This window comes from Enterocloster aldenensis, from assembly GCF_003434055.1.
GTDB classification, from domain to species: domain Bacteria; phylum Bacillota; class Clostridia; order Lachnospirales; family Lachnospiraceae; genus Enterocloster; species Enterocloster aldenensis.
The window spans coordinates 39,042-63,660 of record NZ_QVEX01000005.1; the positions used below are offsets into that span (position 1 = coordinate 39,042).

Consider the following 24,619-nt stretch of genomic DNA (forward strand, 5'->3'; position numbering starts at 1 on the left):
GTTAATACCGGATCAGAGCTTCAGCCCCTTTAACAGGTCGCCCAGCCCGGTGGACACGGATCCGGTCTCCTTGTAGTCAAATGTCTCATGGGCTTCCTGGTCAGCGGTCTGCTCAGCCAGCACCTTCATGCTCAGGCTCAGCTTGCCGTTATCCGTGTTAAGGATCTTAACCTTAACGGTCTGTCCTTCCGTAAGCACTGCACCCGGATGCTTAATCCTCTGTGTGCTGATCTGGGAAATGTGCAGCAGTCCGTCCACGCCCTCATCCAGCTTGATGAACGCGCCGTAAGGCTTGATGCTGTCCACGGTTCCTTCCACAACATCGCCGGCCTTGAACTGTTCCATGCGCGCCTGCTTCTCAGCTTCCTTCCTGCCTCGTTCCACCTCGCGTCCGGAGAGCACCAGCCTCTTCTTCTCAGGGTCAACGGTGATGATCACACACTCCACATACCTGCCCTGCCAGTCTTCCAGTTTCTCCACATACTCTGTAGACAGCTGGGAGGCCGGGATGAATGCGCGTACTTCCTCCAGGGATGTGACCACGCCGCCCTTGACAGCCTCATTGATCTTCACCTTTACAACGGTCTTATCTTCCATCATCTGAGCAAACTGGGCCCACTTGGCGCCCTGGCCGCTTTCTTCTTCAGACAGTTCAATGTTCCTCTTGTTCAGCGTCTTGTAGGATGCCTCCAGCTCCGCCGCAAAATCCTCCATGGTCTCCACGGGTTCTTCTGCGGTCACTCCGGCAATTACCTCTGTTTCTAATTCCTTGTTCATTTCTTCACTCATAATAGTCTCCTCACCTTCCGTATATATAGCAAAATATTTTCCTCTCCATTATAACAACAACCCACCTAATATTTCTATAGTTTTCTTATAAAAATATACCAAAATTTAGTTTTTTATTCTTTTTTTATAACTTTTCACTGATAGGAAAATGTGATATGATTCAGACAGCAGCAGATATACGCAATTTCAGCAAGAAAGGACCTATGTTCCATGATAGATTTATTGGACCTGCACACCCACACCACGGCCAGTGGGCATGCCTATAACTCACTTTACGAGATGGCCGCATCCGCCTCAGGGCGGGGCATACGGATCTTCGGCAGCTCCGACCATGCCCCTGCCATGCCCGGCAGCTCCCATTATTACCATTTCATTAACTTTAAAGTCCTTCCCCGCACCCTGTACGGCATGAAGCTCCTGATGGGGGTGGAACTGAACATCATGGATTTTGAGGGTAATGTGGATCTGGACCAGGATTTTCTGGAGAAGCTGGATTATTCCATTGCCAGCCTCCATCAGCCCTGTATAAAAAGCGGCACTGCTTCCCAGAACACCGATGCATACCTGGGCGCCATGAAGAATCCGGCCATCCACATCATCGGACATCCGGATGACAGCCGCTTTCCCATTGATTATGACACGCTGACAGCGGCTGCCAGGGAACACCACAAGCTTTTGGAAGTCAACAACAGCTCCCTGACCCCCTTAAGCTACCGACAGGGCGTACGGGAAAACTATGTGAAAATGCTGGAACTGTGCAGGCATTACCGCACGCCTGTGATTGTCAACAGCGATGCCCACTGTGAAGCTGATTCCGGAAACCATGCATCTGCCTATGCCCTGCTTGAGGAACTGGACTTCCCGCAGGAACTGGTGGTCAATACATCCCTTGAACTTCTGTCCGCCTACATCCCCCGCCTGAATGCCATCCTGGCCCAGCCCGAGGGCGCAAGATGCGGCCAGCTTCCCAGGGATACGGGGGCACCGCGGCCGCAGCTGCTGCAGGAGGGACCAAGTGATGATTAACTTCCTGAATCTGGAGTATTTCCTGGTGGCGGCGGAAGAACTGAATTTTACCAGGGCAGCCAAAAAACTGTTTATTTCACAGCAATCCCTGAGCAACCACATCTCCAACCTGGAAAAAGAATTTGACGTGGTGCTGTTTAACCGGACCTCCCCCCTCACCCTGACCTATGCGGGCCATTCCTTAAAAGCCAGGGCCAGGGATCTTTTAAACCTGAGGGACGAGACATATAAGGAAATTGCCGATATCAAGGATTTCTCCACGGGCCAGCTCTCCATCGGCGTGTCCCATACCCGCGGACGTGTGATCCTGCCGGAGATCCTGCCAACCTACCAGGCCCGGTTCCCGGGCATTGAGCTTAACCTGGTGGAGGGCAATTCAAGCCAGCTGGCCTCAAACCTGCTTCACGGCAGCATTGACCTGATGATAGACCTGCTGCCGTTTACAGTGGAAAATGTGGAAACCGTGCCTATCTGCGGCGAGGAAATCCTTATGGTTGTGCCGGATGAGGTAATAGAAAAAGCTTATCCGGGCCAATTGGATGATATCAGGCATTCTCTTTCCTCCTCCACGGATATCCGTCTCCTGGAGCAGTGTCCTTTTGTCCTGTTAAAAAAGGGCAACCGGGTCCGCACCATTGCAGACGAGATATTTGAGGATGCCCAGATGAGCCCCAGGGTAGTGCTTGAGACAGAGAACATTGAAACCGTCCTCGCCTTATGCCGCAAAGGCATGGGAGTCACATTCTATCCCAAGATGTTCATGGCCACGGACCAGTCCGCCAGTTCCCCGCGCCAGGCCCTGCTGGAGCACTCCAGGCTGAACCTCTATTCCCTTAACTACTCCAGGGCCCACGGCGTCCTTGGTATCGGTTACCACAAGGGACGTTATATGTCCAGGGCCACCCGGGAGTTCATACGGATTGCCCGGGAGCATATCGCTTATCCGGCGGAGGACGGATCGCAGAAGGAGGCCTGAACCCGCAGGCCAAGGCGTACCATGCATAAAACATATAATCCGTAAAGCGCCTTGACATAATCCATAAATCCGCAAAGCGCCTTGACATGGGATATGATATCTGCTAGAATATAAATAGTAACTGTTATTATTATCATATTCTATAGAAGGAGATGCTATGAAAACTTTAAAGTATAGCCGTCAGAGGGAATCCATCAAAGCCAGTCTGATGAACCGACATGACCATCCTACGGCAGACGCCCTATACGCCAGCATCCGTGAAGAATTTCCCAACATCAGCCTGGGAACAGTCTATCGTAACCTGAACCTGTTGGTTGAAACCGGAGAGATAAGGAAGCTGACCTGCGGGGACGGCGCCGATCATTTTGATGGGGACACCCGACAGCATTATCATTTTGTGTGTACTGAATGCAGCCAGGTTTACGACATGGATCTTGGGGCCCTTGAGGAACTGAACCAGGATGCCCAAAGCTGCGCCCCGGGTATCATTGACAGCCACTATGTGCTGTTCTATGGCCGCTGCAAGAATTGTTTGGGAAAAAAAGTTGATAAAGGTATTGACAAACCGGCTTAAATGATTTATATTATCAATATCAGTAATGATTACTATTATTGATAACCAGTAAATGATCCGTTCCGGGCACCTGATGTCCGGAACATAAAAATGAAATCCATAAAAGGAAAAGGAGAATATTGATTATGAAGAAATGGGTATGTACAGTATGCGGTTATGTTTATGAAGGCGAGAATGCACCAGAGAAATGTCCACAGTGCGGTGTTCCGGCATCCAAGTTCAAAGAGCAGGAATCCGACAAGATGGCTTGGGCATGTGAGCACGAGGTTGGCGTTGCACAGGGTTCCCCTGAAGATATCATGATGGATTTAAGGGCTAACTTCGAGGGCGAGTGCTCTGAGGTAGGTATGTACCTGGCCATGTCAAGGGTTGCCCACAGGGAAGGTTATCCTGAGATTGGCCTGTACTGGGAGAAGGCTGCGTTTGAGGAAGCTGAGCATGCAGCTAAGTTTGCAGAACTGTTAGGCGAGGTAGTCACAAACTCCACCAAGAAGAACCTGGAGATGAGGGTTGCTGCTGAGAACGGCGCTACTGCCGGTAAGTTCGACCTGGCTAAGAGGGCCAAGGCCCTGAACCTGGATGCAATCCATGACACGGTTCATGAGATGGCTAAGGATGAGGCCCGCCACGGTAAGGCATTTGCAGGTCTGTTAGAGAGATACTTCGGTTAATCATTAGGATTGTTAGACATTTCAGGGGATGCTGTAAGACCAATGGGGATTGGTTTGCGGCATCCCTTTTTATGTGCATAAGCAAAGCAGCTTCCTGATTACCACTGAGTCACCACACCCCCATACTGTATCCATCGTCATAGAATCTTCAGAAATAATTCCCTTGAAACTGCTCCCCTTCTGTGCTAGACTAAGCACAAAAATCCATACGGACCGGAGGTCTTATCATTGATACAAAATATTCTGTGCTATCTTGAGGCTTCGGAAAAAGCATATCCTGATAAACCGGCCTTTTCCGATGAACATGCAGCCCTGACCTACAAAGAGCTTCTGTCCCTGTCCAGACGGATTGGAAGCTTTCTTGGCAGGAAAACCGGCCCAAGACGGCCTATTCCCGTCATGACAGAAAAGAACGCTTATACATTGGGAGCCTTTATGGGGATTGTCCATGCTGGCTGTTTTTATATTTATCTGGATGCCGGGCAGCCGGCAAAGCGGCTGAACCGCATCCTGGACACCTTACAGGCAGATATCATGATTGCCGACAGCCCCAGCCTGAAAGAGGCAGGTCCCATCTCCTTTGCCGGGGAAATCCTTGATATGGGGATGCTTCTGTCCCTTGGCAGCGATGCACAGGACCCTTTGCTCCTTGCCTCCATACGCGGGCAGGCCATGGATACGGACCCGCTGTACGGAATCTTTACTTCAGGCTCCACCGGCGCCCCAAAGGGCGTGGTGGTGGGACACCGTTCTGTCATCGACTTTATGGAGCATTTTACAGAAATGTTCCATATTACCTCCAGGGATGTGATCGGCAACCAGGCGCCATTTGATTTTGATGTTTCCGTGAAGGATATTTATTCAACCCTGAAAACAGGGGCTTCCATGGAAATCATACCAAAACGCCTGTTTTCTATCCCCACAGGACTACTGGACTATCTCTGCGACAGGAAGATAACCACAGCCATATGGGCGGTCTCTGCCCTGTGCATCATCACCACGCTGAACGGCTTCACCTACCGCGTGCCTGAACACCTGGACAAAATCCTGTTCAGCGGAGAGGTCATGCCTGTGAAACATCTGAACGCCTGGCGCAGCCACCTTCCGGGCGCCATGTTCGTAAACCTGTACGGCCCCACGGAAATCACCTGTAACTGCACCTACTATGTGGTGGACCGGGACTTTGAGCCGGGAAGCCCTATTCCTATCGGGCTTCCGTTTCCCAATGAAAAGGTATTCCTCCTGGATGAGGATGACCGCCTTATTACCGCACCGGGCACCTGCGGGGAGCTGTGCGTGTCAGGAACCGCGCTGGCCCTTGGATATTACAGGGACAAGGAGAAAACCGGGGCTTCATTTGTCCAGAATCCCCTGAACCAGGATTATCCTGAAACCATTTACCGCACCGGCGACATGGCGTACTACGGAGAAGATGGGCTGTTATATTACCATGCCCGCAGGGATTTCCAGATAAAGCACATGGGCCACAGGATTGAACTGGGCGAGATTGAGGCCGCTCTTGAGACCGTCAGCGGGGTGGGACGGGCTGTCTGCATATTCCTGGAAGAGAAAAACAAGATTGCGGCCTTCTACGAAGGGGACGCGGATAAGAAAATGATTGCTGCAGGCCTGGAACATCTCCTTCCGCGGTACATGTTTCCCAACCGTTACATGAACCTGCCCGCCCTTCCCCTTACTAAAAACGGCAAGGTTGACCGCCAGGCATTAAGGAGGCTTTATGGGTAAGATGGATATTATGGATAATATGGACATACAGATCCTGCGTCAGGCCGCCCGTACCCAGGGAACGCCCGCCTATGTGTTTGACCTTGACGCATTCGCCCGGCGCATCCGCCATATGAAGGAGGTTCTTGGGCAGGATATTAAAATATTATATGCCATGAAGGCCAATCCTTTCTTTACCAGGACAGCCGCCCAGGAAGCGGACGGCCTGGAGGTGTGCTCCCCCGGCGAATATGCCATATGCCGGAGGGCCGGTGTGCCCCTGGAGAAAATCGTACTCTCCGGCGTTAATAAGGAGGCGGCCCATGTCCGGGAGGTTGTGGGCGACGCCGGAATATCTGGCCCTGCCGGAAGGTCTGGCGCCGACGCATTGTCTGGCCCTGCCGGGACTCCCGGCCCTGCCGCCTATACCGCCGAGTCCCTAAGCCAGCTGGACCTGTTGGAATCCTGCGCTGCCAAGACACAGGGAAATCCGCTGCGTGTCCTGCTGCGTCTGACCAGCGGAAACCAGTTTGGCATGGATGAGGAGACAATCCTCTCCATAATCAAAAAACGAAGCAGCTATACCCATCTGCATTTTACCGGACTCCAGTACTACTCAGGAACCCAGAAAAAGCAGGCCGGCAAGATTCGAAAGGAACTGGAACAGCTGGACGCCCTTCTGGAACGGATACGGAACGAACTGCAATACGAAATCCGTGAACTGGAATATGGACCGGGTTTCCATATACCTTACTTTGAGGGGGAATCCCCGGTGGACGAGGATGCCATGCTGGCAGATTTCAGGGAAGCCCTTGACGCCATGGCGTTCAAGGGACGCATCTCCCTGGAAGCAGGCCGCTTCCTGGCCGCGCCCTGCGGCAGTTATGTGACCCGGGTAGTGGATACCAAGCAGAACCAGGGGCAGAATTACTGTATCGTGGACGGCGGTATTAATCATGTGAATTATTACGGACAGGCCATGGCCATGAAAATCCCGGCCATCCGCTTCCTTCCCCACCCCCTTTCCCCCGGCATGCCTGATGTCCAGCCCCCCGGCGGGGATTCTCAGTGGACGGTATGCGGTTCCCTCTGTACATCCGGGGACATGCTGGTCAAGAACCTTCCCCTGCCCGGCTTAAAGACCGGGGATATGCTGGTATTTGACCGGATTGGGGCATACGCAGTGACGGAAGGAATTTATCTGTTCTTAAGCCGCAGGCTGCCGGCTGTCCTGACCTATGAAAAGGACGCCGGACTTAAGCTGGTCCGGGGCGCGCTCCCCACCAGCCCATTCAATGACGGCAGCATTCAATATTTTGAAGATTGTATAAAAAAGGAGAATCCATAATGAACGAATTATTAGAAATTTTAGAAGATATCAAACCAACTATTGACTTTAAGACCTGCACCGGGCTGATTGATGAGGGATATCTGGATTCCTTCGACATCCTCTCTATTGTCAGTGAATTAAATGACGCATTTGAGATTGAAATATCGCCTGTGGATATTGTGCCGGATAATTTTAATTCCGCCCAGGCCCTCTGGAACATGGTTGAACGTCTCAGGGATAATTAACAAGGGAGGGCATGATGTCTTTTCTTTCAATGAACTTCCTGCTGTTCCTGTCCGTTGCCATCCTGGGATATTATGTAATCCCTAAACGGCTGCAATGGGTGTGGCTTCTTCTTTTCAGCTACATTTTTTACCTGGCTTCGGGGACAACGGCCGTTGTATTCATCCTGGCCACGACAATCACCACATTCCTCGCCGGCCTGATTTTGGAATATATGGACGGGAAGATGGACAGGGAACTTAACGGTCAGACAGCCGGGAAACTTAACGGCCAGACAACTGGGGGACTTAACAGCCAGACAACCTGGAATCCTGATACTCAGCCAGAAAAGCAGACAATCCCTCCCCCTGTTCCTTCCAGCGCGGCAACAACATCAACATCCCCGTTAACGCCAGAACAGAAAAAAGCAGTAAAGGCACGTTTCAAACGAAACAAGAAGTGGATTGCAGCTGCCGCCCTCCTCATAAACTTCGGTATTCTGGCCGTGCTCAAATACAGGAATTTTGCAGTGGGGAACATCAACCAGCTGTTTGGGACTGATTTTGCCTTGGGGAAACTGATACTGCCCCTTGGCATTTCCTTTTATACCTTCCAGTCCATGGGTTATCTGATTGATGTATACAGGGGAAAATATGCTCCTGACCACAATCTGTTCCGTTTTGCCCTGTTCGTATCATTTTTTCCGCAAATCCTTCAGGGGCCAATCGGGCGTTATGACCGTCTGGCATCCCAGCTGTTCAGCCAGAGGAAATTCAGCCTGGAACGTGTTGAACGGGGCCTGCAGCTGATGCTTTGGGGCTACTTTAAAAAAATTGTCATAGCGGACCGGGCCGCGGTTGTGGTGAATGAGGTGTTTGGCAATTATGAAGCCTATACAGGAATTGCGGTCATCATGGGGGTCCTGTGCTATTCCATCCAGCTGTACGGCGACTTTTCCGGCGGCATGGACGTGGTGATGGGGGCGGCTGAATGCTTCGGCATTTCCCTGGACCAGAATTTCAAACGGCCTTATTTTGCGCGTTCCATCTCTGACTTCTGGCACCGCTGGCATATTACCCTGGGCACCTGGATGAAGGACTATGTGTTCTATCCATTTTCCCTGTCCAAGGGAATGAACCGTTTTAGTAAATACTGCAAGAAGAATCTCGGCAGGCATGCCGGACGGGTGCTTCCGGTGTGTATCGCTAACCTGCTGGTGTTTTTCCTGGTCGGCGTATGGCATGGGCCAGCCTGGAAATATATTGTTTACGGCCTGTATAACGGAGTCATCATTGCCGCGGGCAACCTGTCCGCCCCTCTGTACCAGAAGACGGCCCTGGCACTCCACATCCCCACAAAATCCAAAGCCTGGGGCCTGGTCCAGATTGCAAGGACCTTCCTTCTGGTCAATATAAGCTGGTACTTTGACATGGCCCAGGACCTTAAGGCGTCCTTTATCATGATGAAGAACACGGTAACAGGCTTCTCCTTCTCCGCCCTTACGGACGGAACCCTGATGAGGCTGGGTCTGGATAAAAAAGATTATCTGGCCCTGATACTGGCATGCGGGGTATTATTCATGGTCAGCCTCCTTCAGGAAAATCATGTGGAAATCCGCTGTTCCCTCGCCAAAAAGCCCCTGGCAGCCAGATGGGGCATATATCTGATGCTGCTTTTTGCAATCCCGCTTCTGGGACAGATCAATCTGACGGGAGGAGGTTTTATTTATGCACAGTTCTAAGGATCCCGCATCCCGCTCCTGTACGTTCCGGGCAATGTTCCGGGCATTTTTGTTCCTTGCCCTGTGCGTGTGCATCACCATGCTGCTTAATTATGCCCTTATCCCTCCCAGCTCCGTAAGGATTAACCTTCACAATCTGAGGAACGGGCAGCAGTATGATACCATTTTCATCGGCACCTCCCATGGACAGTACGGGATTGACCCTGCCGCGGTTGACCAGGCCACCGGAACCAGCTCCGTAAGCCTGTGCATGGCGGATGCCTATCCGAATGATATGTATTATCTTTTAAAGCTGGCCTGCGAAACCCAGTCCCCTTCCCAAGTGGTATACGAACTGGACCCATCCTATTGGATGAATGAACAGCGAAACGGCTCCACACAGATATTCTTTTATCAGGACTTCCCGGTATCAAAGGCAAAATCCTCCTATTTCATGGATAAGATAACCGGCCTGGATTTCCGGTCTGCCCTGGCCCCCTGGAGTTATTACAGGAACCTGTACGCACAGATACCGGTGAATATAAGGAAAAAACAAAGCGCAGCCTATAAAGATTATGACCCGTCCATCCTGGATATCCCGGTGGGGCATTACGGCGGACGGGGATTTATCTACCGGGACCGTGTGCCCGGGGAGGACAAAGGCACTTATAACAACATCCCCTGGGATGAAACCATGGTAAAAGAAAAGGCGGCCCGGTATTTTGGCAGGATTGCACGGTACTGCCGTGAAAATGGAATCCGGCTCACTGTAATCACCACCCCGGTTCCCCAGGACACCTTAAACCAGTTCGGCCAATCCTATCTCCAATCCCATGAGTATTTTACTAAGCTCATGAACGGCTGGGGGCTTGCATATTATAATTTCAATTACTTGAAACCAGAGCTGATGGACCGCTCCATGGAAGGGTATTGGGACTATGACGGACATATGGACGGGATAAAAGCCGGGGAATTCAGCACACTGCTGGGACAGTTCCTGGCAGATCTGGAATCAGGGAATATGGATGAGGGAACGTATTTTTTGTATCAGTAAATATTCCCCGCATCCAGAAACTGCAAAGGCGCGTGGCCGCTCCACAGATGGAGCGGCCAGCCAATTTACACCTAAATATCATATAACTGATGATGCCCCGGCGAATGTCCGGGAGTATGGATGACCTTCAGCGTCCTGTCTCCTAAATCCATGCAATCCCTAATCCTGTATCAATTAAAACAGCTTTCTTTTCCCCGCCAAAGATAAACGGACATAGCTTAACATGTTCCATTCTAATATCAGCGCACAGATATGTCAAACAACTCCCTTCGTGTCATAACTTCATATTACTGATCATAACTCTTTTTATAGTAATTTTTCTTTCCGCTTTTTTATAAAAAACTTTAAAAATATTCTTGACATTTTCTCCCCCTTGTATTATATTAATATCAGTAACAATTACTATTATTAATAAAAAAAAATATAGAAAAAGGAAAAGGAGAATATTGATTATAAAAAAATGGGTATGTACAGTATGCGGTTATGTTTATGAAGGCGAGAATGCACCTGAGAAATGTCCACAGTGCGGTGTTCCGGCATCCAAATTCAAAGAGCAGGAAGCTGACAAGATGGCATGGGCATGTGAGCATGAGGTTGGTGTTGCACAGGGTTCCCCTGAAGATATTATGATGGATTTAAGGGCTAACTTCGAGGGCGAGTGCTCTGAGGTAGGTATGTACCTGGCCATGTCAAGGGTTGCCCACAGGGAAGGTTATCCTGAGATTGGCATGTACTGGGCCAAGGCCGCATATGAGGAAGCTGAACACGCAGCTAAGTTTGCTGAGCTGTTAGGCGAGGTTGTCACAAACTCCACCAAGAAGAACCTGGAGATGAGGGTTGCTGCTGAGAACGGCGCTACTGCCGGTAAGTTCGACCTGGCTAAGAGGGCCAAGGCCCTGAACCTGGATGCAATCCATGACACGGTCCATGAGATGGCAAAGGACGAGGCCCGTCACGGCAAGGCATTCGCAGGTCTGTTAGAGAGATACTTCGGTTAATTTTAGCATTCAAATTAATATGTAACAGGAATCATCCGGTGTCCGGGGCATGATTTGATGCTCCCGGCACCGGATTTTTTTCCGCTTTTTTCCGTTTTTTACCGTTAAAACGCATCGGACCTAAGGATATACCTGATAATTGCTTTCCGCCAGCTATGCATCCCGCCACTCCCCCGCAGATAATCTGCAAATCAGGGCAATTTCTATTAAGACGCCTTCCGCAATCCATGCTATACTAAAAATATATGCAGAAATAACGGGGATGTCTGAAAATCCATACCCGCCATCTGCGCAGAAAGGAATGTCCCATATGACGAATCAGACCGTTGTTGAAAAGATAGCAGACTACATCGAGAATCATCTGGAAGAGGATATACCCCTTGATAAGATTGCAAAGGAACTCAATTACTCTAAATTCTATATTGCCCGGGTATTTGCAGATAATACAGGATATACGATATACAAATATATACAGGGCCGGAGGCTGACCCTGGCGGCCAGGAAGCTGGCAGAAACCGATAAACCGATTGTAGAAATAGCTTACGAGGCCCGCTACGGTTCCCAACAGGCATTTACCCTTGCATTCAGCCAGTTTTATCTGTGCACGCCCCAGACATACAGAAAGAATGGCGTATTTGTCCCCAGGCTCCCCAGAATCAGGCTTGGCAGTCCGGCTGCCACTGCCGCCTTGCGTTCCATGCATTGCATCCCACGGCGCGGCGGCATATGTGGAGGTAAAATGGCGGCATGAGTACAATACCATATGTTATCGAACAGACCAGCCGCGGGGAGCGGAGCTATGATATCTTCTCAAGACTGCTGTCAGACCGTATCATATTCCTCGGCGAGGAAGTCAGCGATGTCTCAGCCGGCCTGATTACGGCCCAAATGCTATTCCTTGAGGCCCAGGACCCGGAAAAAGACATCCAGCTCTATATCAACAGCCCCGGCGGATCGGTCACGGCAGGGTTTGCCATCTACGATACCATGCAGTTCATCCGGTGTGACGTGTCCACCATATGCATCGGACTTGCCGCCAGCTTCGGCGCTTTCCTGCTGGCGGGCGGTACAAAAGGAAAACGTCTGGCCCTGCCCAATGCTGAAATCATGATTCACCAGCCGGCCATCCATGGCAGCGGCATACAGGGCCAGGCCAGTGATATCAAAATCATATCAGACCATATGATTAAAAGCAGACAGCGCCTGAACCACATCCTGGCAGACAATACAGGGAAAAGCATTGAGCAGGTTGCCGCTGATACTGAGCGGGATTATTATATGTCTGCCAGGGAAGCCGTGGAGTATGGCCTGATTGACAAAATAATTGACAGACGGTAATTGACATCCCCTGTGTTCAACATGATAATCCATAAGACGGCAGAACGGGGCTGTGGGGAAATAGATAGTTCCAAGCAGAAGGGGCAGATGTGGCTTATATAAGTCCAGCTGCCCCTGGAATTGCCCTAAAATAAATCCAGAAAAAGAGATACCTCTGTAGAGGTTCAAGGCTTTGCAAAAGCCTGGATTCTACAGAGGTATCTCCTCCTTAAATGTCAAGGGTTAAAAATCGGTATTAACCGACAGCCCCTTTGTTGTATGTGGTGAACGGCTTGGGTTGAATTTATTTGGAATGCAGCGTCCGGATTGCCATTTGGCTGCTTCTCCTTGGAAGCGGGGCGGGGGCATGGGGGCGCTTGCCGGAAGGCCTTGTCTTCTGTGGGGCTGGCTGGCTCTGGGTGAGGACCGGTTTTTCAGCGCTTGTTTGTTTTCTGGAGGCGGCGGCCCGTCTGGAGTCCGCGGCCGTTCTGGAATCCTTGGTCCTTCTGGAATCCTTGGCCCGTCTGGAATCCTTGGCCCGTCTGGAATCCGCGCCCTTTCCTGGCCCCTTCGCCTGCCTGGAATTCCTTTCCTCCTTAGGCGCAATCTCAAAGATTTTCATGGGATAGGGGTGATCCCCGATTACCTGAATGGTCTTGCCGGTCAGCTTCTCGATATCCTTCACATATGCCTTTTCCTCAATGTCGCTGAAGGAAAGCGCCCGTCCTCCCAGCCCGGCGCGCCCTGTACGGCCGATTCTGTGGACATAGGTCTCAGGGATATTGGGCAGGTCGAAATTGATGACGCAGGACAGTTCCTCGATATCAATGCCCCTGGCGGCTATATCCGTGGCAACAAGGACACGGAGACGGCCCGATTTAAAATTGCTGAGGGCGGTCTGTCTGGCGCCCTGGGATTTGTCCCCGTGGATGGCGGCGGCAGTTATGCCGGATTTATTCAGATATTTGGCCCCCCGGTCCGCGCCGTGCTTGGTACGGGTGAATACCAGGGTGGAGGACACATCCTCGTGTTTCAGCAGATGCACAAGCAGGGGCCATTTGTTAGCCTTATCCACATAGTAGAGGGCGGTTTCAATCAAATCCACGGTGGAGGAGACTGGGGTTACCTCCACCTTGACTGGGTTGTGCAGCAGCTTCGCGGCCAGGGTCTGGATTTCATCCGGCATGGTGGCGGAGAACAGCAGGGTCTGGCGCTTCTTCGGCAACAGGGTAATTACACGCTTTACATCGTGGATGAACCCCATGTCCAGCATGCGGTCGGCCTCGTCCAGCACAAAGATTTCCACAAAGGACAGATCTATTTCATGCTGGCCGATTAAATCCAGCAGCCGTCCGGGGGTGGCCACCAGGATATCAATGCCGCGGCGCAGGGACTGGATCTGGGGTTTGGCGGAAACGCCGCCGAAGATGACTGCGCTGTTGATGGGAGTGCTGGCTCCATACTCCTCTATATTTTCATGGATCTGCAGCGCCAGCTCCCTTGTGGGCGTCAGAATCAGGGAGCGGATGGGCTTCTTCTTCTGCCTGTTTTTGGGACGCTCCATCAGGTTTTGTATGATTGGCAGGGCAAATGCCGCTGTCTTCCCGGTTCCTGTCTGGGCGCAGCCCAGAAGATCCTGGCCATTCAGTACATATGGGATTGCCTGCTCCTGGATAGGGGATGGTTTGGTATATCCTTTTTGATCCAGGGCTTTTAAGAGTAGCGGAGATAACTGTAATTCATCAAAATTCATCTTGTATTTTCTTCTTTCTTTTTATTGTACGCGGTGAATCGGCCCAAAAGCATGCGGTTCATCGTTGTCGTTATTCTGTTCGGAACATGTGAATTTTAATCTTATCACAGTTTCCCGGTTAATGAAATAGAAATTTAAATTCTCTTTAGTTGGGGGTATGAAAAGTAACCATTCAGAAAAAGACCCTCAGATCTGCAAAAACCGCCAGAGAATGGCAGACGGATTCCTCACAGAAACTGGCCGGCAGATATATTGTAACATCATACGTTTGATTGAAACCATAAATGAATGGGATTAAGTATTTTTCAAGGTATTATTGCCTTGATGAACGGCATACCAGCCATAAGATGAACGGTGTATTAAATGAGGGAATTCCTATGGCTGTCTGAACTGTTACAATAGGAATGGATACTGTTTAAAAAAATCCTAAAATACTATTGACATTTCACTACAAATGTATTATATTAATATCAGTAACAATTACTATTATTAATTAAAACACATAAATCAAAATGGAAAAAGGAGAATATAAGTTATGAAGAAATGGGTATGTACAGTATGCGGTTATGTTTATGAAGGCGAGAATGCACCTGAGAAATGTCCACAGTGCGGCGTCCCGGCATCCAAGTTCAAAGAGCAGGAATCCGACAAGATGGCATGGGCATGTGAGCACGAGGTTGGCGTTGCCCAGGGTTCCCCTGAAGATATCATGATGGATTTAAGGGCTAATTTTGAAGGCGAGTGCTCTGAGGTGGGTATGTACCTGGCCATGTCAAGGGTTGCCCACAGGGAAGGTTATCCTGAGATTGGCATGTACTGGGCCAAGGCCGCATATGAGGAAGCTGAGCACGCAGCTAAGTTCGCAGAGCTGTTAGGCGAGGTTGTCACAAGCTCCACCAAGAAGAACCTGGAGATGAGGGTTGCTGCCGAGAACGGCGCTACTGCCGGTAAGTTCGACCTGGCTAAGAGGGCCAAGGCCCTGAACCTGGATGCAATCCATGACACGGTCCACGAGATGGCTAAGGACGAGGCCCGCCATGGCAAGGCATTTGCAGGACTGTTAGAAAGATATTTCGGCTAATCATTTAGCATAATCAATAGAACCCTCCTTTTACATGCAGGCAGTCCCCCCAAGACTGCCTGCACTCTTACGGAAGGTTATAAACCAAGGGTTACAAACTAAGTATTGTTAAAATATGGATTGAAATATTTGAAATTAAACGTTACAATAAGAATTAGCAGGAAGAAACAGCAATATACTATTCTAATGAGAAAGGTGAGGTACAATTATGGCATCAAAATATGCAGGAACTAAAACCGAACAGAACTTAAAGGACGCATTTTCAGGAGAATCACAGGCACGTAACAAGTATACATATTATGCATCTGCAGCCAAGAAAGCTGGTTACGAGCAGATGTCGGCTTTATACCTGGAAACCGCTGACCAGGAGAAGGAGCATGCCAAGATGTGGTTCAAGGAACTTCACGGGATCGGAACCCCGGAAGAGAACCTGGCTGATGCTGCTGCCGGTGAGAATTACGAGTGGACCGACATGTATGCACGCATGGCACGTGAGGCACGGGAAGAGGGCTTTGAAGAGCTTGCTGTTAAGTTTGAACTGGTTGCAAAGGTTGAGGCTGCCCATGAGAGAAGATACAATCTGCTGTTAGAGAGCCTTAAGAATGACAAGACCTTCAAGGGCGACGCTCCTTTAGGCTGGAAGTGCAGGAACTGCGGTTACATCCACGAAGGCGACGAGGCTCCTGAGGTATGTCCATGCTGTGCCCATCCAAAGGCTTACTTTGAGAGGAAAGTTGAGAATTATTAATTCATATGCATAAGTGCAGAAAGTGCTGCCGCGCCAGATTTAAAATCAGGTGCGGCAGCACTTTATTTTATTCCGTATTTAGTGGGGGCATTTCCTGCCCCCACTACAACCTTCTTCCAATCCCTATGAATTCTCAATATCCATAATCATATTCACCCTGCGCTCATGCCTTCCGCCCTCAAATTCAGCGTCCAGCCATGCCTCGGTAATCATCTTGGCAAGCTCGCTTCCCACCACCCTGGCGCCAAAAGCCAGCACGTTGGAATTGTTGTGCATCCTGGAAAGCTTGGCCGTATACGGTTCACTGCACACACATGCGCGGATTCCCTTTACCTTGTTGGCTGCCAGCGAGATTCCCACACCGGTTCCGCAGATTGCGATTCCCAGGTCGGCTTCCCCACCGGCAACCGCGCGTCCTACCTTCTCACCGTATACGGGATAGTCACAGCTCTCGGTGGAGTTGGTTCCCAGGTCAATGACCTCATATCCCTTACCCTCCACGAATTCCTTGATGATTTCCTTCATTTCAATTGCTGTATGGTCGTTACCGATTGCGATTTTCATAATTCTCTCCTATCTATCATCCAATATCATTTTATGTTTGTATATCCATCCCCTCCGCAGGCCGTCTATCTTCCAAAAAACTCCTGAATCCGGTCCAGCCTGGATGTCATGGACAGCAGCAGCAGGTCGGCTGCCGTCAGTGCGGCCATGGCTTCCACCACCACCACTGCCCGGGGGACAATGATGGGATCGTGGCGTCCCTTTATCTCTATATCTGTCTCCTCACCGTTCCTGGTAACTGTGTGCTGGCGCTGGGCAATGGATGGGGTGGGTTTAAATGCCGCCCGCAGTACAATATCGCTTCCATCGCTGATCCCGCCCAGGGTCCCGCCTGCATGGTTGCTGGATTTGACTATCCTGTCCTTAAAGAGCAGGCCCTGGTCCTCTGATTCACGGCTCATCCTGAATCCGTCGTTGTTGGCGGATCCAAGGGACCTGGCCGCCTCAAAGCCATCCCCGATTTCAAAGCCCTTCACTGCCCCGATGGACAGCATGGCCTTTGCCAGGCAGGCATCCAGCTTATCAAATACCGGCTCCCCAACGCCCACAGGCATGCCGCGGATCACGCACTCCACCACGCCTCCGCAGGAGTCCTTCCTTGCCATCATTTCCTCCAGATAAGCCTCCGCCCTCCTGGCAGCCTCCGCATCCGGCATGTAGAGACGGTTATTCCACATCTCCTCCATCCGAAAGGAACCGGAATCAATCTCAATATGGCCCACAGACCTTGTATACGCCCTCACCGTGATGCCCAGGCTTTCAAGGAGCCTGCAGGCAATGGCGCCCGCAGCCACCCGCGCCGTGGTCTCACGCCCAGATGAACGGCCGCCGCCGCGGTAGTCCCGGAACCCATACTTCCCGTCAAAGGTATAATCCGCATGGCCCGGACGGTATACATCCATGATATTCCCGTAATCATGGGAACGCTGGTCCGTGTTGCGCACCTCCAGGGCAATGGGAGTACCGGTGGTCCTGCCCTCAAACACCCCTGAGAGGATTTCCACCACGTCCCCTTCCTGCCGGGCCGTGGTGAATCTGCTCTGTCCTGGTTTTCTTCTGTTTAAATATGCCTGGATATCCGCCTCGTCAAGGGGAAGGCCGGCCGGACATCCGTCCACAACCACGCCCACTCCCTTTCCATGGGATTCTCCCCAGGCAGATACCCTTAATATTGTCCCGAATGTGGATCCTGCCATATGCGCCTACCTTCCAATCCTGGCAATGGCACAGCAGTTGGGCTGGTTCACATGAAGGCTGCGCCCGCACATCACAAGAAGCCCCTTCTCATAATCCACCTTGAAGAAGCTGATGCTACCGCTGTCATGGTTGATGGATGCAATATGCCTGTTGTCCGGGAAGATGGCCACATCCTTGGGATACTCGCCGCTTACCGGCAGACAGCAGATCATGGTGAGGAGTCCTGACTCTTCGTCCCTGCTGTAGATGCTTACCGTGTTCTCCCCTGCATTGGTGCAGTATATATATTTCTCATCCGGCGACAGCCTCATGGCGCATGCAGCGGTCAGGTTGCCCGGGTTCCTGGTGGCGGTAGTGGAAATGGTCTGGATTTTTTCAATGACCGGCGCCCTGTCCCCGGTTTCATAGGAATATACATTAATTACATTCTGAAGTTCGTGCATCAGGTAGATGAAACGGCCGTCCGAGCTGTAGCGGAAATGTCTTGGCGCGGACTCCAGGTCGCAGTGGATGGCATCCACCTGGACCAGGTTCTTATCCTTCTCATTGAACCGGTATACCTTTACCTGGTCTGTTCCGTTGTCAACGGAAAGGACATATCTGCCGTCAGGCATCCTTCTGGTACAGGTAATATGGGAGCGGAAATTGCGCTCTGCCACGCTGCCATAACCCTTGTGGTACACCTCGTCCACAATCTCCCCAACGGAGCCGTCCTTATTCAGGCTCAGGACCGTGGTCTTGCCGTCATGGTAACCGGACACGAACACATATTTATCCTCCATGTCGGTGCACAGATGGCAGCCCCTCATGCCGCGTATAGGTGAACTGTTTAACCTGGCCAGGCTTCCGTTCTGCAGGATGCGGAACGATACCACGCCCTCATCCGCAATCGAATACAGGGTCTTGCCGTCGCTGCTGGCAATCACATAGGAAGAGTTGTCCACTTCCATTTCACAACGCTCCTTAAATACACCGTTCTCCACATCTACATCATATACCGTGATTCCCTTTGCTTTTCCGGTATAGGAATAGGAACCTACATATGCCATATATTTGCCGTTCATACCTGTCTGTACCTCCCTGTTTCGCGTCCATTTTCAAACTAAAGTTATCATAACATAATTTTGTGAATTTGTTAACTGGATATTTATGAATTTGTTGCCCATAACTTTGCGAAAAGGTATTGACATACCATCAATTTAATGTATAATGAAATTCGCGCTTGTTTATTATTACTAAACTTTTTGCTTATTTTTATAGTCAGTTAGTATTTGTAAACTTTTTGTTCATATATTTAAGGGATGCCCACGGCGGCAATATGCGGGCATACTTCTTTCAGACAGGGAGGTTTTCCATGGATATTGGAAGTAAATTAAAGGAATTGAGGGTGCTGAAGGGTCTGACCCAGGAGGAACTGGCGGACCGGGCAGAGCTTTCCAAGGGCTTCATCTCGCAGCTGGAGCGCGACCTGACCTCCCCATCCATCGCCACCCTGATAGATATCCTTCAATGCCTGGGCACCACCATCGGCGATTTCTTCACCGAAACCCCGGATGAACAGATTGTATTCGGAAAACAGGATTATTTTGAGAAAATCGACACAGACTTGAATAATGAAATCAAATGGATCATACCCAACGCACAGAAGAACATGATGGAACCCATCTTGTTGACGCTGAAGGCAGGCGGCTCCACTTATCCGGACAATCCCCATGAAGGCGAGGAATTCGGTTATGTGCTCCAGGGAAGCATTTCCATCCACATCGGCCCCAAGACATACAAGGCCAAAAAAGGTGAATCCTTTTATTTCACCTCAGATAAAAAGCATTATCTTACAAGCAAGAACGGCGCGCTGCTGCTGTGGGTAAGCTCACCGCCCAGTTTCTGATTACTATTACGATAAAAGGAGAACGAATTTATCATGAGCCAGCCATTGATTGATTTACAGCATATATCTAAAAGTTTTGACGGTGAGTTGGTACTGGACGACTTAAATCTTTCCATCCGGGAAAACAGCTTCGTCACCCTGCTGGGCCCCAGCGGCTGCGGCAAGACCACCACCCTGCGTATACTCGGCGGCTTTATCACCCAGGATACGGGAAAAGTCATGTTTGAAGGGCAGGACATCACAAGGATCCCCCCCAACAAACGCCAGCTTAACACCGTATTCCAGAAATATGCATTGTTTCCCCATATGAATATCGCGGAAAACATTGCCTTTGGCCTGAAAATCAAGAACAAGTCCAAGTCCTATATTGACGACAAGATTAAATACGCCCTGAAGCTGGTCAATCTGTCCGGCTACGAAAAACGTACCGTGGATTCCCTGTCCGGCGGCCAGCAGCAGCGCATAGCCATTGCAAGGGCCATTGTGAACGAGCCAAGGGTGCTTTTATTGGATGAGCCCCTGGGCGCCCTGGACTTAAAGCTGCGCCAGGATATGCAGTATGAGTTAATCCGCCTTAAGAACGAGCTGGGCATCACCTTTGTTTACGTTACCCATGACCAGGAAGAGGCCCTGACCATGTCAGATACCATCGTGGTCATGAACCAGGGTTATATCCAGCAGATGGGTTCCCCTGAACAGATTTACAATGAGCCGGAAAATGCCTTTGTGGCCGACTTTATCGGCGAAAGCAACATCGTGCACGGCACCATGGTCAGGGATGAGCTGGTAGAAATTTTGGGCGCCAGGTTTGTATGTGTGGACAAGGGCTTTGGCAATAATAAACCTGTGGACGTTGTGATCCGCCCCGAGGACATTGACCTTGTAAAGCCCGAGGACGGCACGCTCCAGGGCGTTGTGACCCATCTGATTTTTAAGGGTGTCCACTATGAGATGGAAGTGACCACGCCGGACGGCTTTGAGTGGCTGGTACATTCCACCGACATGTTCCCAGTAGGCCAGCAGGTTGGCATCCATGTGGAGCCATTTGAGATCCAGATCATGAATAAGCCTGCTTCTGAAGATGAGGAGGCGCTGGGAGTCAATGAATAGTGAGAAAAAAGGCGCCGCCATCGGCAAGGCGCTGTTATCCGGACCATATCTGCTCTGGATGGCGGGTTTCACCCTGATTCCGCTGGCCATGATTGTATGGTACGGCCTTACGGATAAGGGCGGTTCCCTGACCATGTCCAATATCATTGCCATTGCATCACCAGACCACGCCAAGGCGCTGTGGCTGTCCCTGGGCCTGTCCCTGATCAGCACGGTGCTCTGCCTTTTGCTGGCCTATCCCCTGGCCATGATACTCCGGGGACGGGGTGCTGCCGCCGGAGGCTTCATTGTGTTCATATTCATCCTTCCCATGTGGATGAACTTCCTCCTCCGGACCCTGGCCTGGCAGACATTATTAGAGAAAAACGGTGTCATCAACGGGATACTGGGCTGGCTGCACCTGCCCGCCCAGTCCCTTATCAATACCCCGGCCGCCATTGTGCTGGGCATGGTTTATAACTTCCTGCCCTTCATGGTACTGCCCATCTACAATGTGCTGTCCAAGATAGATGACAACATCATAAACGCTGCCATGGACCTGGGGGCCAACAGCTTCCAGCGTTTCATCCGGATATGGTTCCCCTTAAGCATTCCTGGGATCATAAGCGGCATTACCATGGTTTTTGTCCCTTCCTTAACCACCTTCGTCATCTCGGACCTGCTGGGCGGAAGCAAGATCCTGCTGATTGGCAACGTCATTGAGCAGGAATTCACAAGGGGCAGCAACTGGCACCTGGGCAGCGGCCTTTCACTGGTCCTCATGGTCTTCATCTTAATCAGCATGGCCATGATTGCCAAATACGATAAAAACGGAGAGGGGACTGCATTCTGATGACAAAAGGTTCAAAAGCATTGCGCAAAATCGTATCTGATTTTTATATGGTGCTGATACTTATCTTCCTGTACGCCCCCATCCTGACCATGATGGTGCTTTCCTTTAACAAGTCCAAGTCAAGGACCCAGTGGGGCGGGTTTACCCTGCAGTGGTATACCCAGATGTTTGACAGCCGCTCCATCATGAGCGCCCTGACCACCACCCTGGTCATTGCCTTTGTATCCGCGCTCATAGCAACCATCATCGGCACGGCCGCCGCCATCTCCATCAACTCCATGAGGGCGGTACCAAAAACCGTTGTGATGGGCATTACCAACATACCCATGCTGAACGCTGATATCGTCACAGGTATTTCCCTGATGCTGGCGTTCATTGCCTTTGGCATATCCCTGGGATTCAAGACCGTGCTGATATCCCATATCACATTCAACATACCCTATGTCATATTAAGCGTCATGCCAAAGCTGAAGATGACCGACAGATACACGTACGAAGCAGCCCTGGACCTGGGCGCCCCGCCCATATACGCGTTCTTCAAGGTAGTGTTCCCGGATATCATGCCGGGGGTGCTCTCCGGTTTCCTGCTTGCATTTACCATGTCCTTAGATGACTTCATCATTACCCACTTCACTAAGGGCGCGGGCATCAACACCCTGTCCACCCTGATTTACAGCGAGGTGCGGCGCGGCATCCGGCCGTCCATGTATGCACTGTCCTCCATTATTTTCCTGACAGTGCTGATTCTTCTGATTTTTGTCAACTTCCGGTCCATCAAGAAGCCGGAACATGCTTAACCTGCTTAGCAACATCCCATCTATATTTAAAGGAGAATGATTATGAAAAAGAAAATGACAATGACCCTTGCCGCAGTATCCCTGGCAGCGCTCAGCGCCGCCCTGATGACAGGCTGCGGCAAACCCGCATCAGGCGGCAAGGAAGACAACAAGCTTAATGTTTACAACTGGGGCGAATACATTGACGAGGACGTCATTTCCCAGTTTGAGGACGAGACAGGGATCCAGGTTGTCTACGATGTGTTTGAGACCAACGAGGAAATGTATCCTGTGATTGAGGCCGGCGCAGTCAAGTACGACGTGGTATGTCCGTCCGACTACATGATCCAGCGCATGGCCCAGAACAACCTGCTGTCTGAGATTAATTTTGACAATGTACCTAATTACAAGGAAATCGGCCAGGAGTACCTGGACATCTCCAAGGGCTTTGACCCCGAGAACAAATACTCCGTGCCTTACTGCTGGGGCACCATGGGAATCCTCTACAACACCAAGCGCCTGGAGGAATTAGGCGTACCCGCGCCCACCAAATGGTCCGATCTGTGGGATGAGCGCCTGAGCGGCGAAATCCTGATGCAGAACAGCGTAAGGGATGCATTTACCGTTGCCCTTAAGATGGAGGGATACTCCTTAAACTCCACCAATCCGGATGAACTGGCCAAGGCCCGTGACCTTCTGATTGAGCAGAAGCCCCTGGTCCAGGCCTATGTCATTGACCAGGTCAGGGATAAGATGATTGGCGGCGAGGCCGCTGTGGGTGTCATCTATTCCGGGGAAATGCTCTATATCCAGGAAGCTGTTGCTGACCAGGGCCTGGACTATGACCTGGAGTATGTGATTCCTGAGGAGGGAACCAATTACTGGATTGACTCCTGGGTCATCCCGGCCAATGCCGAGCACAAGGAAAATGCAGAAAAATGGATTGACTTCCTGTGCCGCCCCGACATTGCCAAGAAAAACTTTGAATACATCACCTACGCAACCCCCAACAAAGGCGCTTATGACCTGCTGGACGACGACCTGAAGAACAACAAGGCCCTGTTCCCGGATATAAACAGCCTGCCTAATTGTGAAATCATCAAGTATCTTGGGGATGATGTGGATATGATTTATAATGATATGTGGAAGGAAATTAAGTCTGAATAAGTAAATATGGAAGAGCGGCATCGGATGGTTTTCCCATTCCCTGCCGCTCTTCTTTTTTCCGCATCCATTCTTGCAAGAGAAATTTCTGTTCTATAATGTTCGAACAAACATTTTTTACATGTAATAATGAATATAAAAACTTTTTCTTCTATCTAATCAGACATTTTTTATGCATTATATACTAATTTATTCTTAAAATCCCCCTTCTAATGTCGCAATATTACCTATATTTTATTTGACTATATTCCTTTTTTCGATTATAATTCAAACATAAATCGCACTATTCAAACATTCACAACAGTCAGTCCCACATGGTTCTCCCTGCAGCAGTCCGCAAAGTCCCCGGAGATACCTGCATCTGTAATGATTGCATCCATTTCAGCAATGGTACCCAGCTGGAAAAACCTTGGTTCATGGATTTTACTGCTGTCAATCAAAGCAATTGTTTTTTCTGAATGCTGCATGATCAGTTTCTTTATCTCCAGGTCGTTCACACTGTTGGTGGTAATCAGCCCGTCCTTGGTAATGCTGTAAAAACCAAGGAATGCAGTCTTAAAGTACATTGACTTAATAAGGTTCTGTGTTATGGGACCAAAACAGGAATGGGCCGTCTTATGAAGTTCCCCGCCCAGCGAAAACACGGTGCACTTTGTGCATTTGTTAAATTCAAGGGCAGCGGTCAACGAGGTGGTTGTTATGATCAGGGGCTTACTGTACGGTATGAACTCCGCCATCCGAAGGCAGGTGGAACTGTCGTCAATGAACACGTTATCTCCTGGATTCAGGTATTTGACCGCTTCCATGGCAATGGCCCTTTTTTCTGCAATATGCTCCTTTGCACGGGAAGTAAACGCCACTCCGTCAATATACTTTTCAGTGGGTATGGTGGCCCCGCCGTGGGTGCGGATAGCCTTTCCCTGGGACACCAGCATGTTAATATCCCTGCGTATGGTCATTTCCGAGACATGAAAAAGACTGCTCAGGTGCGAAACCTCAACAGAACCAACTGCGAATAATAGTTTTTCGATTTCCGATATACGTGTGCTCTTAGACATACCATAAATATAGTATACAAAAAATTAAAAAGCAATATCAATTTAT

The 24,619-nt window shown here is 50.3% G+C and carries 25 protein-coding genes; 19 read left to right on the top strand and 6 right to left on the bottom strand.

Features of this window, described 5'->3' with window-relative positions:
• Window positions 1-12 precede the first annotated feature (12 nt).
• The gene (locus tag DWX59_RS11950) at window positions 13-789 is read right to left on the bottom strand and encodes a S1 RNA-binding domain-containing protein (RefSeq protein ID WP_117559379.1); all 777 of its coding nucleotides are present in this window, start codon (window positions 787-789) and stop codon (window positions 13-15) included.
• Window positions 790-999: 210 nt separating this feature from the next.
• On the opposite strand from DWX59_RS11950, the gene DWX59_RS11955 reads away from it, so the two are divergent.
• The 12 genes from DWX59_RS11955 (at window position 1,000) to clpP (ending at window position 12,423) form a co-directional block, all read left to right on the top strand.
• A complete protein-coding gene (locus DWX59_RS11955) occupies window positions 1,000-1,815 on the top strand; it encodes a phosphatase (protein WP_117559381.1) in 816 nt (271 codons plus the stop codon).
• Window positions 1,808-2,791, top strand: coding sequence for a LysR family transcriptional regulator (locus DWX59_RS11960; RefSeq protein ID WP_117559383.1), 984 nt, complete (start codon window positions 1,808-1,810; stop codon window positions 2,789-2,791). Before DWX59_RS11955 ends, DWX59_RS11960 begins: the two co-directional genes overlap by 8 nt.
• A 157-nt stretch (window positions 2,792-2,948) precedes the next feature.
• Window positions 2,949-3,365: a Fur family transcriptional regulator gene (locus tag DWX59_RS11965; RefSeq protein WP_117559385.1), complete on the top strand. Its 417-nt coding sequence runs from the start codon at window positions 2,949-2,951 to the stop codon at window positions 3,363-3,365.
• A 125-nt stretch (window positions 3,366-3,490) separates the two neighbouring features.
• Entirely contained in the window at window positions 3,491-4,036 is a 546-nt protein-coding gene (locus DWX59_RS11970; RefSeq protein ID WP_117559387.1) for an NADH peroxidase, read from the top strand.
• A 228-nt stretch (window positions 4,037-4,264) separates the two neighbouring features.
• Window positions 4,265-5,782 (top strand): amino acid adenylation domain-containing protein, encoded by a 1,518-nt coding sequence (locus DWX59_RS11975; protein WP_117559389.1) that lies wholly within the window; start codon window positions 4,265-4,267, stop codon window positions 5,780-5,782.
• A 19-nt stretch (window positions 5,783-5,801) separates the two neighbouring features.
• The gene (locus DWX59_RS11980) at window positions 5,802-7,109 is read left to right on the top strand and encodes a diaminopimelate decarboxylase family protein (RefSeq protein ID WP_117559729.1); all 1,308 of its coding nucleotides are present in this window, start codon (window positions 5,802-5,804) and stop codon (window positions 7,107-7,109) included.
• Complete coding sequence (locus DWX59_RS11985; RefSeq protein WP_117559391.1) at window positions 7,109-7,336, top strand: phosphopantetheine-binding protein; 228 nt, start codon at window positions 7,109-7,111, stop codon at window positions 7,334-7,336. Before DWX59_RS11980 ends, DWX59_RS11985 begins: the two co-directional genes overlap by 1 nt.
• Before the next feature lie 14 nt (window positions 7,337-7,350).
• Window positions 7,351-9,054, top strand: a complete 1,704-nt coding sequence (locus DWX59_RS11990) for an MBOAT family O-acyltransferase (RefSeq protein WP_117559393.1) — start codon at window positions 7,351-7,353, stop codon at window positions 9,052-9,054.
• Complete coding sequence (locus DWX59_RS11995) at window positions 9,041-10,087, top strand: hypothetical protein (protein ID WP_117559395.1); 1,047 nt, start codon at window positions 9,041-9,043, stop codon at window positions 10,085-10,087. Before DWX59_RS11990 ends, DWX59_RS11995 begins: the two co-directional genes overlap by 14 nt.
• Window positions 10,088-10,539: 452 nt before the next feature.
• Window positions 10,540-11,085 carry an NADH peroxidase gene (locus tag DWX59_RS12005; protein ID WP_008723821.1) on the top strand — a complete coding sequence of 182 codons (546 nt, stop codon included), beginning with the start codon at window positions 10,540-10,542 and terminating at the stop codon, window positions 11,083-11,085.
• Between the two features lie 310 nt (window positions 11,086-11,395).
• Complete coding sequence (locus tag DWX59_RS12010; RefSeq protein WP_117559730.1) at window positions 11,396-11,836, top strand: helix-turn-helix domain-containing protein; 441 nt, start codon at window positions 11,396-11,398, stop codon at window positions 11,834-11,836.
• Window positions 11,833-12,423: an ATP-dependent Clp endopeptidase proteolytic subunit ClpP gene (gene clpP / locus DWX59_RS12015; RefSeq protein ID WP_117559397.1), complete on the top strand. Its 591-nt coding sequence runs from the start codon at window positions 11,833-11,835 to the stop codon at window positions 12,421-12,423. Before DWX59_RS12010 ends, clpP begins: the two co-directional genes overlap by 4 nt.
• A 283-nt stretch (window positions 12,424-12,706) precedes the next feature.
• On the opposite strand, the gene DWX59_RS12020 is transcribed toward clpP, so the two are convergent.
• A complete protein-coding gene (locus DWX59_RS12020; RefSeq protein WP_117559399.1) occupies window positions 12,707-14,155 on the bottom strand; it encodes a DEAD/DEAH box helicase in 1,449 nt (482 codons plus the stop codon).
• Between the two features lie 535 nt (window positions 14,156-14,690).
• Here DWX59_RS12020 and DWX59_RS12025 point away from each other — a divergent pair.
• Complete coding sequence (locus tag DWX59_RS12025; protein ID WP_008723813.1) at window positions 14,691-15,236, top strand: NADH peroxidase; 546 nt, start codon at window positions 14,691-14,693, stop codon at window positions 15,234-15,236.
• Window positions 15,237-15,444: 208 nt separating this feature from the next.
• Window positions 15,445-15,984, top strand: a complete 540-nt coding sequence (rbr, locus tag DWX59_RS12030) for a rubrerythrin (protein ID WP_008723809.1) — start codon at window positions 15,445-15,447, stop codon at window positions 15,982-15,984.
• A gap of 123 nt (window positions 15,985-16,107) precedes the next feature.
• Here rbr and rpiB read toward each other — a convergent pair whose 3' ends face one another.
• The 3 genes from rpiB to DWX59_RS12045 form a co-directional block, all read right to left on the bottom strand.
• Complete coding sequence (gene rpiB / locus DWX59_RS12035) at window positions 16,108-16,548, bottom strand: ribose 5-phosphate isomerase B (protein WP_008723799.1); 441 nt, start codon at window positions 16,546-16,548, stop codon at window positions 16,108-16,110.
• 65 nt (window positions 16,549-16,613) lie between these two features.
• The gene (aroC, locus tag DWX59_RS12040) at window positions 16,614-17,744 is read right to left on the bottom strand and encodes a chorismate synthase (RefSeq protein WP_117559401.1); all 1,131 of its coding nucleotides are present in this window, start codon (window positions 17,742-17,744) and stop codon (window positions 16,614-16,616) included.
• A 6-nt stretch (window positions 17,745-17,750) separates the two neighbouring features.
• Window positions 17,751-18,809, bottom strand: coding sequence for a lactonase family protein (locus DWX59_RS12045; RefSeq protein ID WP_117559403.1), 1,059 nt, complete (start codon window positions 18,807-18,809; stop codon window positions 17,751-17,753).
• Window positions 18,810-19,099: 290 nt separating this feature from the next.
• Here DWX59_RS12045 and DWX59_RS12050 point away from each other — a divergent pair, with 290 nt between their 5' ends.
• The 5 genes from DWX59_RS12050 to DWX59_RS12070 are packed head-to-tail and all read left to right on the top strand — an operon-like array spanning window position 19,100 to window position 23,518.
• The gene (locus DWX59_RS12050; protein ID WP_117559405.1) at window positions 19,100-19,633 is read left to right on the top strand and encodes a helix-turn-helix domain-containing protein; all 534 of its coding nucleotides are present in this window, start codon (window positions 19,100-19,102) and stop codon (window positions 19,631-19,633) included.
• Window positions 19,634-19,666: 33 nt separating this feature from the next.
• Window positions 19,667-20,743 carry a spermidine/putrescine ABC transporter ATP-binding protein gene (potA, locus tag DWX59_RS12055; protein ID WP_117559406.1) on the top strand — a complete coding sequence of 359 codons (1,077 nt, stop codon included), beginning with the start codon at window positions 19,667-19,669 and terminating at the stop codon, window positions 20,741-20,743.
• Window positions 20,736-21,575 (top strand): ABC transporter permease, encoded by an 840-nt coding sequence (locus DWX59_RS12060; RefSeq protein ID WP_117559408.1) that lies wholly within the window; start codon window positions 20,736-20,738, stop codon window positions 21,573-21,575. Before potA ends, DWX59_RS12060 begins: the two co-directional genes overlap by 8 nt.
• The gene (locus DWX59_RS12065) at window positions 21,575-22,372 is read left to right on the top strand and encodes an ABC transporter permease (RefSeq protein WP_117559410.1); all 798 of its coding nucleotides are present in this window, start codon (window positions 21,575-21,577) and stop codon (window positions 22,370-22,372) included. The genes DWX59_RS12060 and DWX59_RS12065 overlap by 1 nt, the downstream gene beginning before the upstream one ends.
• A 42-nt stretch (window positions 22,373-22,414) precedes the next feature.
• Window positions 22,415-23,518, top strand: a complete 1,104-nt coding sequence (locus DWX59_RS12070; protein WP_117559412.1) for an ABC transporter substrate-binding protein — start codon at window positions 22,415-22,417, stop codon at window positions 23,516-23,518.
• A gap of 284 nt (window positions 23,519-23,802) precedes the next feature.
• On the opposite strand, the gene DWX59_RS12075 is transcribed toward DWX59_RS12070, so the two are convergent.
• Window positions 23,803-24,573, bottom strand: a complete 771-nt coding sequence (locus DWX59_RS12075; RefSeq protein WP_117559414.1) for a DeoR/GlpR family DNA-binding transcription regulator — start codon at window positions 24,571-24,573, stop codon at window positions 23,803-23,805.
• Between the last annotated feature and the right edge of the window lie 46 nt (window positions 24,574-24,619).